The organism is Companilactobacillus halodurans (genome assembly GCF_009600985.1).
GTDB lineage: Bacteria > Bacillota > Bacilli > Lactobacillales > Lactobacillaceae > Companilactobacillus > Companilactobacillus halodurans.
This window is the reverse complement of sequence record NZ_VDFP01000037.1, coordinates 1-8,920: the sequence shown is the minus strand read 5'-3', so window position 1 is coordinate 8,920 and position 8,920 is coordinate 1. Positions and strand designations below refer to the sequence as shown.

Sequence of the window (8,920 nt, the reverse complement as noted above, 5' to 3'; positions counted from 1 at the left end):
AAAATAGTGTGGTGGCGATAGTGAGAAGGATACACCTGTTCCCATGCCGAACACAGAAGTTAAGCTTCTCCGCGCCGAAAGTAGTTGGTGGGAAACTACCCGCGAGGATAGGGAGCTGCCACGCAAGTTAAGGAATCGACAATGTCGATTCCTTTTTTCGTGCCTTCTTTTTTTAAAAATTGAATTGCTAATGATTTATGGAGAGTAAAGACAGAATAAGACAACTGTAAATGAAGTCTAGTTTGTGGTTAAATTGTTAACTATAGAATACTTTATAGAGAAGGTACCACAAATGATAAAATTTCGACAAGCAACAATAGATGATGCAAAAGCTTTAATTGACATTTATGCACCATACATAACAAATACCACGATTACTTTTGAAGATGAAATACCTACGGTTGAGAACTTTCAACAAAGAATCAGAGAAATATCGCAGACTTTTCCTTATTTAGTCGCTTTAGACGAGGATAACAAAATTCTTGGTTATGCATACGCTCATCTTTATGGACCAAGAGCTGCCTATGCTTGGACGACTGAAGCTAGTATTTATGTTGATCAGAATTACAAAGGACATGGACTAGGAACGACTTTATATCAAAAATTGGAACAAATCCTCAAGAAGCAGCATGTTGTTAATTTACTAGCGTGCGTGACTGAAGAAAATCTTAACAGCATTAAATTTCACGAAAAATTGGGTTATAAACAAGTAGGAACTTTTAAAAAGGTTGGCTTCAAATTCGGTCGTTGGCTTGATGTAACTTGGCTGCAAAAGACTTTGAATCAACGTGCTGATGTTATGGGACCAATTATTCCTATTGATAAAGTTGATATTTTGGAGTAAATGCTTGACCTCAAGTTGACTTGAAGCTTTATAATAGTTTTTGTAATGGAAGGAGCATTTTATGACAAAATTAACTGATACTTTTGATATTAATAATGGTGTAAAGATTCCTAAGGTAGCTTTTGGTACTTGGCAGATTCCTGCAAGTCAAGCTTACCAAGCAGTTAAGGATGCAATCGATGTTGGCTACAGACACATTGATACAGCTCTAGCTTACGGAAACGAAAAAGAAGTTGGCCAAGCGGTCAAAGATTCTGGAGTTGAACGTGAGGATATTTTTGTTACTTCAAAATTGCCTGGTCAAACAAAGACTTATGATGGTGCTTTAAAAGACTTTGATACAACTATGAATAATTTAGGTTTAGATTATTTGGATCTCTATATTATCCATGCTCCATGGCCATGGAATGATATTGGTTCAAATCATGATAAGGAAAATCAAGATGTTTGGCGCGCCATGGAAGAAATTTATAAGTCCGGTCGTGTTAAGGCTATCGGTGTTTCAAACTTTAACGTTCATGATTTGGAGAATATTTTAGAAGTAGCTAAAGTAAAGCCAATGATTGACCAAATTCAGTACTATATCGGTTATACCGAACCAAAAATCACTAAATTTGCTCAAAGTCACGATATTTTGGTCGAAGCATATTCACCACTTGCTACAGGTGGCTTGATTCACAACCAAGATGTTTTGAAGATTGCTGAAAAGTACAATGTCAGTGTTCCTCAATTGGCAATTGAATTCGTCGTTCAAAATGGCGTTTTGCCATTGCCAAAGGCTGTTCATAAGGAACATATCGAATCTAATGCTAAGTTAGACTTCACAATTAGTGATGAAGATATGAAAACTTTAAATGCGATGCCTGATACAGCCCCATCACACACACATAATTCAACTCAAGGATAATAAATTGTTAAAATAATAGACCTCATAAATAGATTAAATATCTGTTTGTGAGGTTTTCTTATTAATTGCAATTGGCTGTTTGCTATTAGTATACTTATTGTGCATATAAGATTACTAATTAAGAGGCGGGGTGTTGGTTTTGAAAAAGAATTTATTAACTCTTGGATTATTATTGTTATCGGTGACGATTTTAGGTGGATGTTCGAGTAATCAAGCTTCATCAAACCAAACTCAGACAACAACTAAAAGCGAATCATTAGTCGATAGTACTAAAGTAAGTTTAAAATCGGCAATATCACTTTATCAAAAAACTTATCCAGATTCAGATATTACTTCAATCGAACTGGATAAGACTGTTGGTAAGCCAGTATATGAAATCGAAGGCGTTGACGATAATAAAGAATATAAATTAAGTATCAATGCCAAGAATAAAAAAATTTTACGTAAGAAAACTGAAAATTTAGACGACGATGAACAAAACGGCCAAGCGCGTAAAGATGATAAAGTTAAATTAGATAAATTATTGAGTCTTAATAAAATTACGAAGATTGCCGAAAAAAAGCTTAAAAATAGCCAGGCAAAAGAATTTAGTCTGGAACAGGAATTAGGCGTAACTTATTGGGAAGTTAATGTTAAACATGGTTCTAAGGAAAAAGAAGTTAAAATCAATGCTATAACAGGTAAAATTCTCAATACAGAGAATGATTAAATAAAAGTTTTCAAAAAAATAGCGCTGATAATCAGTCTTATATGATTATCAGCGCTATTACTTTTTAGATTAATGAAAAAATCAATTGCAAATTCAAAATAGTAATAAAACCTGCCAACAAACAGCCAACAATTGTAACGACTAGTGAATTAGCGTGTTTGCCCATGAGTTTTTTATTAGCGGTTAAAAATATCATGGGGAAGAGCGTGAATGGCAAGGCAATACTTAAAGCTATTTGAGCATAAACGATTAAGTCTTCAAAATCCTGTTCATTGAATCCGACCATGAAACCTATGATTAAAATTGGAATCAAGGTAACGAATCTTGTTAATAATCGCCGTTGCCAGAGTGGTAAGCGAATGTTTAGATAGCCTTCCATAACGATTTGTCCCGAAAGGGTACTGGTAATTGAGGAAATCATGCCGGTGATTAATAAAGCAAAGGCAAAGAGCCAACTCATTAAAGGATTAGCTAAATTTCCGACGATGGCAGTATTTTTAAGGCCATTGAAAACAGCTTGTAGACTAGCTAGCTGACCAGTTTTATGGAAGAAAAGCGTTCCACCTAAAATCAGCAATAAAGCGTTAATAATAAAGGCAGCAACCAGATGAACGTTGGAATCCCAATTAGCAAAACGCAGTGCTTCGTTTACTTGAGCGGGAATGTTGTGATCGTAACGCCGACTTTGGGCTAAAGAAGAATGCAGATAAATATTATGCGGCATGATAGTGGCGCCAACAATTCCTAAACTTAGAACTAATTTTTCATGATTTTTTAAGAGGTCGCTGGTTGGTAAAATACCAGAAGCAATCTGGAAAAGATTTGGATGCGCGCGAAAGACTTCGATTCCAAAGATTATTCCAACAACTAAAATAGCTGATAAAACGATAAATTCAATCCGCCGAATGCCAAAACGCAAGAATAAAAGAACGATTAAGACATCAAATATCGTCAGTAAAATTCCGAAAATCAATGGCAAGCCAAATAATAATCGTAAAGCGATGGCAGTTCCAATCACGTCTGTTAAATCGGTGGCCATCATGGCAATTTCGTTTAAAATCCAGAGAAAATATCGAATGGATTTGGGAACTTTTACAGCAATTGCTTGAGCAAGGTCTTGTCGAGCCACAACGCCTAATTTAATAGACAAGGATTGCATGAACATAGCGATAAGAATCGAAATCAGTAAAACTGATAATAGTTCGTAACGATATTGACTGCCACCAGATAATGAAGTCAGCCAATTTCCTGGATCCATGTAACCGACGGCAACCAAAGCTCCAGGTCCACTATATGCTAGAAATTTTTGTAAGAATGAAGTCTCATAAACGCTAGGGACTTTGACGCTTTCGTTGATTTCATCGAGGCTTTTTTTAGTCTGTGGCATTAACAATCTCGCTTCCTAAGGCTAAATCGGCGAGGAATTTACAAAAACGCGGATCATCATTCATTGGTGGAACTAATTGAAATTTGTCTCCGCCGCTAGCTTTGAAAGTTTGGTAATTTTGAACGTAGTCTTCTTCAATTGTTTCGAGACAATCAGCTACAAAGGAAGGCGTTGCAATCAAGATATTTCTTTTGCCTAACTCAACAGCTTGCATTAAGGCATTTTTGAGATATGGCTTTAACCAAGGCATGGGGCCAAATTTCGATTGGTAAACTGTTGTGATTTTATTATCAGGAATATTTAAGAGCTTGGAAATTGCAGCGGTGGTCTGGTTGCACTCATCTTGGTAAGGGTCGCCATGTTTGACCATTGCCGTGGGAATACTATGGTAGCTGATTAATAATTGGTCATAATTATCTTTATCCCAAGATTCTTGAATTTGACTGGCGAGAATCTGTTGATAGATTGGTTGGTCGTAAAATTGCTTGATAATGTGCAGGTTAACGCCAGAAGATTTGGCTTGTTCGATAATCGACTTAGTCGTACTTTGCGTATAATGTGGGAAAAGCGGCAACAAAACGATTTTTTGACAACCCGATTTTTGCATTTCTTTTAAAGTCTGTACGATATCTGGTTGACCATAGGTCATGGCCATTTTGACGTTCCAGGCTGGTAGCAGCTTTTGAACTCGATTAGTGATTTTTTGCGTGTTGACTATTAATGGCGAACCATCTTTAGTCCAAGAATCTTGATAGAAGGTAGCTGAACGCCATGATCTCATGGGCAAAATCACTCCACGAAGCAGCGGTTGCCAAAAGGCTTTTGGCATTTCGATAACGTTAGTATCGCTAAGAAATTCCAAGAGATAACTTTTGACATCGGCTGTTTTTGGAGATGCTGGTGAACCCAAATTGACTAATAATAATCCTTGTTTCATATCAATCACCTCATGAACATGTATATTTTTATAGTAGCATAATCAAAAAATTCTTTCGGATAATTTGGATAAATAAAATTATAAAAAATAGACAGCTTTTCCGGCAAAATGATATTATGATAATAATCTAATGATGATGATAAGAATTATATGTAAGGAGATGAACTATGAAACTACAAAACAAACGCTTAATGAAATTATTGGCTTCTAAAATAGAACCTAAAGTAAGTATTATTTTGCCGATTCATCAAGGAACTCCGCAGATTGATGAAAACATTCTTACCTATAAGAATTTATTAAAATGCGTTAAAAAACAATTGGAATTGAATTATCCTCGCCGCTTGTGGAATCAGTTGGTTGAGAAATTAGAATCTTTAGTTTTAGATCGAGAATTATGGCATAACGAATACCGTTCATTACTGATTTTTGGAAATGATGAAGGCTTAGAGATTTGTCAAATGAGACATGCCGTTTTGCCAAAAGAGCATGTTGGTAATACTTTTTTAGTGCAAGATTTATTGTTGCCAGAAGAAAATAAGACGAGTGCTGATTATTTAATCAATCTCAGTCGTGATAGGATTAATGTTTTTGATATTCAGACTTTAAAACAGGTAGAAATCCCAGGATTGTATTTAAATTTTGCAGACTATTATTCTGATTTTGATGCTAATTCCAATTTGAACTCTGGTTCATATGGGGGATTGCAAGCTAATTTTCATGGTCATCGTTCTAAATCAGAAGAACAACAAAAAGATCAGTTGATTTATTACCAATATTTAGACCAGAGTTTTAATGAACTCTATCGAAATAAAGGCTACACATTTGTCTTAGCTGGTTTGCCTGAAGTGGTAAATGTCTTTTTGAATGAATATCAAAATCGTAACTATATTGATGGCGTGATGCATGTTTCGGTTTTGAATTACTCGCATCAACAATTTGAAAATAAGATGAAGGAATTCTTTAGTTTTGAAAAGGTGGCAACGATTGAAAAAATCAAACGCGAATTTCACCAAGCTAATGAACAAAATCGGGTTATCAATGATATTGCGATTATCGATTTTGCCTTGAATAATCATGATGTAAAATCGTTAGTTTCTTTTAATGACGGCAGTTCTTATTCGATTGCCCATAACAAGTTGTTGATTAAATCTCTGATCAATAAGATAAACTGTCTAGTTTTATATCTTCCTAGTGCGAAAAATTATTCGAGTATCAATGCAATTCTGTATTAAAAAATAGGTATGACAACCACGAAAACGATTGTCATACCTATTTGATTTTTGTGCTTAAATATTATTTTTTGACTGGTTCATTCTTTCTCAATATGCGAGCAGGATTTCCTACTACAATAACATTATCAGGGAAGGATTTAGTTACGACAGACCCCGCGCCAACAACGACATTATTACCTAGAGTCACTCCAGGTAGGATACTTGCACTACCACCGATCCAAACATCATTACCAATCGTAATGGGTGCAGTTCTTTCAGCTTCTGTTCGACGAACTGCTGGATCTAGTGGATGTTGGGGCGTATAAAGCCCGACCTTGGGACCAAATTTACAATCATTACCAATTGTGATTTTACCCTCATCACAGAGCATGACATCGTGATTGGCATAGAAGTGGTCTCCAATCGTGATGTTGACGCCGTAGCTGAAATAAATCGTTGGTTCGACAAAAAATCTATCGCCGACTGATTTCATCAAGCTTTTGATGCTGCGGTTTCTTTCTTTACTATCGGTAATTTGATTATATTTCATTAGCTTGTTACGAACGTTGATTCGAAGGTCCGCTAATGGCTTTGATTCGAGGTAAAGCTCTCCATTAACCATCTGCTGATACGCAGGGTCTTGTTCAATTTCCATTTAAAATATCTCCCTTTTAGAGTAAATGCATACTAATTTAAAGCAAATGCATACTAAGCATATCATAAGTTATGAAAACACTGAAATAAGCCTGAAAAATTGATGACAATTAGGAAAATAATGAAAAAATCGTTGCAAAACTAAAGCTGAAAATATCCGAATGGTTTAGGATAGAGGTGTAACACGGAAGTAGTAGAAAAATCGGAGGTAGATTAATCATGACGAATGTATTAATTATTGGCGCTACCAGTTTAGTCGGCCAAAAAGCTACCAAATATTTTTTGAACAAAACTGACGACCACTTGACTTTGATGGCACGTAACCCCGGATTTTTGTCAATTGATAAAAATCGTGGGCGTGTTGTTCAAGGAGATGTGCTCGACGATATTCCACTGGATGATGCCCTAGATGACATTGATATCGTTGTTATAACAGCCGATAGCAACTTAGCTTTGTCGGCAGAACGTATTATTGGGGGCATGGATAAACATGGCGTAGACCGGCTAATATTCATTACCTCAATGGGGCTTTATAATGAGGTTCCAGTAACTGATGGAGCCTCTGGCAATTTGACTAACCAAGCCATTTTGAAACCTTACCAAGCAGCAGTTCAAGCAATTGAAAGCTCGGACTTGAACTACACCATCGTTCGTCCTAGCCAGTTTGATGAGAGTCAAGATTTAAACTATGAAGTCGTTCCCGAAGGAGAAGCCGGAGTCAGTGGGGATGTTTCATTAAACAGCGTTGCCGATTTTATCATCAAAGCAGCAAACAATGATAAAGTTGATTCTCATGAGAGTGTAGCAATTTGCCGTAAGGAAGCCTAGCGGATATCTTATTTGCAAAAAAAGGAATGCTCCTAAATTATGGAAGTATTTCTTTTTTTATAAATAAATATTGACCTCAAGTCAACTTGATGGTTTAGGATGGGCCATAGTAAAATTCATGAGGTGATATAAATGGCAAAATTAATTATATATTTTTCACTTTCCAACAATACTAAAAAAGCTGCCCAAAAGATTCAAGAAATCACACAAGCAGATATCGTTCGTCTAGAAAAAAAGACGCCATATCCTGTTGATTACAGTGATTACTCAAAAATTGGGCAACAAGAATTTGAAGATGAAACTCGTCCAGAAATTAAGATTCAGCTTGATAACTTAGATCAATATGACACGATTTTTCTCGGCTATCCAACTTGGAGTGGTCGTGTACCAATGATTTTTTACACATTATTTGATAAATATGACTTTTCAAATAAGAAAATTATTCCATTCACTACTAGTGGCGGTTCATCAATTGCCGAATCAATGCCATATGTCAAAAAACTTGCTAATAATAGTACAGTTACAAAAGGATTTAGATATACTGGCGACGACAAACAGCTGAAAGAATTTTTGAATCAAGTTATTTAGATAATTATTTGTAAATTAATATTATGATGGTCGCTACAAAAAAATAGATTGGAAAAGTAATTGCAACTAAATCTGGTAAATGCCATACTGTCAACATATGCGTAGAAATATGTTTTAAAAAGGGTGGTTATTATATGCGTCATCGCAGAAGAAATAGAAAACCATTAGTTATAACATTGGTTTCCGTTTTAATTTTAATAATTCTAGGGGTTGTTTTTTTCTTTCCATTGAACAATTTACTTCGCAACACAACTGGCAATGATACTGCTAGTGATAAAGTAGTTAAGTCTGAATTGGTCAAAAAAGTTAAGGCTAAAAAAACCGGGGATCCCAAAAAGGATAAAAAGATTGATAAAGCAGCATCGATTTTAGGCAAGAAAAAAATGTCTGAAATTATGTCAGCAGCTAATAGTCAATCTAAGACTCAAAAATTGATTGAGGATTCTTCATCGCTTTCAAATGAGCAAGCTCAAATCGTTGCTCAAGAAGTTTTTTCTAATTCTGATTACACGCCTTTACGTAATGCTATTAGTAAGGGTAATTGGTACCAAGCTTATCAGCAATATCAAAAACTTTCAGATAATGGGCAATTGACTCAGTTGCAACAAGATATTAAAAAATAAACTATCGAAAATCTCGACCGATTTAGTGGTCGGGATTTTATTATTTAGGTAAGAATAATAGTATGATTAAAAAAATTGTTGTATTATTATTATCAATGGAATATTCCGGCGAATTTTATAATCAAGTTAGCCACTTTCAATAAAATTCCAAAATAAAAACACCAAGACGAAAAAATCAGGTATCATTGGAGTTCTCCACAAACAATGAAAGAGGTTTTTCGTCTTGATGCAA

At 35.3% G+C, this 8,920-nt stretch carries 10 protein-coding genes and 1 rRNA gene; 8 read left to right on the top strand and 3 right to left on the bottom strand.

Translation table 11 applies throughout. From position 1 onward, the window contains the following. Positions 1–7 precede the first annotated feature (7 nt). The 4 genes from rrf to FHL06_RS11620 all read left to right on the top strand — a co-directional run bounded on the left by rrf (position 8) and on the right by FHL06_RS11620 (position 2,460). Positions 8–124 (top strand): 5S ribosomal RNA (gene rrf / locus FHL06_RS11635). Between the two features lie 168 nt (positions 125–292). Continuing rightward, positions 293–844 (top strand): GNAT family N-acetyltransferase, encoded by a 552-nt coding sequence (locus FHL06_RS11630; protein WP_153386756.1) that lies wholly within the window; start codon positions 293–295, stop codon positions 842–844. 61 nt (positions 845–905) lie between these two features. After that, positions 906–1,751, top strand: coding sequence for an aldo/keto reductase (locus tag FHL06_RS11625; RefSeq protein WP_153386754.1), 846 nt, complete (start codon positions 906–908; stop codon positions 1,749–1,751). A 139-nt stretch (positions 1,752–1,890) separates the two neighbouring features. Continuing rightward, the gene (locus FHL06_RS11620; protein ID WP_192917970.1) at positions 1,891–2,460 is read left to right on the top strand and encodes a PepSY domain-containing protein; all 570 of its coding nucleotides are present in this window, start codon (positions 1,891–1,893) and stop codon (positions 2,458–2,460) included. A 64-nt stretch (positions 2,461–2,524) separates the two neighbouring features. Here the strand turns inward: FHL06_RS11620 and FHL06_RS11615 are convergent, their stop codons facing one another. Together FHL06_RS11615 and hemH are read right to left on the bottom strand one after the other, a co-directional pair. Further along, positions 2,525–3,847: an Nramp family divalent metal transporter gene (locus FHL06_RS11615; protein ID WP_420360971.1), complete on the bottom strand. Its 1,323-nt coding sequence runs from the start codon at positions 3,845–3,847 to the stop codon at positions 2,525–2,527. Then, positions 3,834–4,784, bottom strand: coding sequence for a ferrochelatase (gene hemH / locus FHL06_RS11610; protein ID WP_153386748.1), 951 nt, complete (start codon positions 4,782–4,784; stop codon positions 3,834–3,836). The genes FHL06_RS11615 and hemH overlap by 14 nt, the downstream gene beginning before the upstream one ends. A 167-nt stretch (positions 4,785–4,951) precedes the next feature. Between hemH and FHL06_RS11605 the strand changes: the two genes are divergently transcribed. Next, complete coding sequence (locus tag FHL06_RS11605; RefSeq protein ID WP_153386746.1) at positions 4,952–6,016, top strand: baeRF8 domain-containing protein; 1,065 nt, start codon at positions 4,952–4,954, stop codon at positions 6,014–6,016. A gap of 61 nt (positions 6,017–6,077) precedes the next feature. Here FHL06_RS11605 and FHL06_RS11600 read toward each other — a convergent pair whose 3' ends face one another. Then, entirely contained in the window at positions 6,078–6,650 is a 573-nt protein-coding gene (locus FHL06_RS11600; protein WP_153386744.1) for a sugar O-acetyltransferase, read from the bottom strand. Between the two features lie 218 nt (positions 6,651–6,868). Between FHL06_RS11600 and FHL06_RS11595 the strand changes: the two genes are divergently transcribed. The 3 genes from FHL06_RS11595 (at position 6,869) to FHL06_RS11585 (ending at position 8,688) form a co-directional block, all read left to right on the top strand. Beyond that, positions 6,869–7,477 (top strand): NAD(P)H-binding protein, encoded by a 609-nt coding sequence (locus tag FHL06_RS11595; RefSeq protein ID WP_153386742.1) that lies wholly within the window; start codon positions 6,869–6,871, stop codon positions 7,475–7,477. Positions 7,478–7,609: 132 nt separating this feature from the next. Next, entirely contained in the window at positions 7,610–8,065 is a 456-nt protein-coding gene (locus FHL06_RS11590; protein WP_153386740.1) for a flavodoxin, read from the top strand. A 134-nt stretch (positions 8,066–8,199) separates the two neighbouring features. After that, positions 8,200–8,688, top strand: coding sequence for a hypothetical protein (locus FHL06_RS11585; RefSeq protein WP_153386738.1), 489 nt, complete (start codon positions 8,200–8,202; stop codon positions 8,686–8,688). Positions 8,689–8,920 lie beyond the last annotated feature (232 nt).